This is a genomic window from Escherichia sp. HH41S (genome assembly GCF_009820115.1).
GTDB lineage: Bacteria > Pseudomonadota > Gammaproteobacteria > Enterobacterales > Enterobacteriaceae > Escherichia > Escherichia coli_F.
Genome location: NZ_VNXE01000109.1, coordinates 1 through 1309, shown reverse-complemented (window position 1 = coordinate 1309; position 1309 = coordinate 1). Strand labels below are relative to the sequence as shown.

Below are 1309 nucleotides of genomic sequence, written 5' to 3'. Positions count from 1 at the left end.
ATCTCCTTAAAAAATTGAGGCGACAACTATGCTGACACAGGGGGTTATTGAGTGATCTCCTTTCATGAAAATACGCATCTGACGAGCCGCTTACCAATAAGCTACGATAACCCACTCTTTTTTTGCCCCATTTTTGCCACCACAAAAAATCCTAAAACACCCAATCCGTGAACTGCAACTGGCCCCCTGAATACTTTCCAATAGAATCTATTCCGGCTGTAAATCATTCAATATTCGCACGAAAGTTAACCAGCCAACAGCAGCACGTTCTTGCATACGACGTGTCTGCGGTTTTTTATATCGGCAAAGCTGCACAAGGCTCTTTTCAGTTCGACTTTGTTTTAGGTCAAATTTTCACCCCGTCTTGTGTATTTATCTCATAAGCATGACTGATAAACATTTCTACAATAAATGGTGACAGGAGATTTATTTTATCGCGCTATCGGTAAATTCACCTGTCAGACGCAGCATCAACCCAACGCCCGGTTTTTGTTGCGCCTTTAGCTGAAATATCCCGTTTGTCAGTATGTTTGTTCGGAATTATTATGTTACCCCGTCTTGTGTAGCGACCTGTTAACCATGCTTGAGGCCTCGTTATCACTTGCTGAAGGCGGGGCTTTTTTTCTGTTTAACAGAAGCCCGCTATTTTTCCTGCTCTGACTGACCGTTGATTGTCATCTCTCAGATTGAGCGTAAATCCTCCAGATTGTTCAGATCCTCTTTCATTTCACGCTGCCGACGATAAATCTCGTCATTGCGCTCAACCTGCGCCTGTGTCATCGCGGCTGCCAGCTCCTGAAGCTGTGCCATTGTCAGTGTGACAAGGTTATTTGCTGCATCTACCCATCCCAGCGTTGACCACGCACCAGCCACCTTTGCCGCCATTGCCACGGGCGCAATACAACTTATTGAGTCTGCACCACCATTCCAGGTGCGTCACGTTCCATTCAAACGTGAACGGCTGCGCTTCCTGTTCTGTGCGCCATGCTTCGATTTCCCGTTTTTTGGCATCCTCTGTCGCTGCGATAAGTTCCGGCGTAATGGTGAACGGGGCGATTTCGCCCCGTTTGCCGCTTTGCAGTTTCTCCCAGATGTGCTGACCTGTCGGGGCGGTATCATCCTGCATGGCGGTATACGGGACGAACTCCGTTTCACCGTCAAATAGCACCTCACAGTCAACCGCACTATTTTCAAGATAATGTGCGTTTCTGATCCCCTGCGTATTTTCATAGAAGGAGATCACTCAATAACCCCCTGTGTCAGCATAGTTGTCGCCTCAATTTTTTAAGGAGATAACAATGCCAGGACA

General features: G+C 47.1%; 1 pseudogene. It reads right to left on the bottom strand.

Annotated features, from left to right (window positions below):
* Positions 1-681 precede the first annotated feature (681 nt).
* Positions 682-1240 (bottom strand): annotated as a pseudogene (locus FQZ95_RS20820) (DUF4376 domain-containing protein).
* Between the last annotated feature and the right edge of the window lie 69 nt (positions 1241-1309).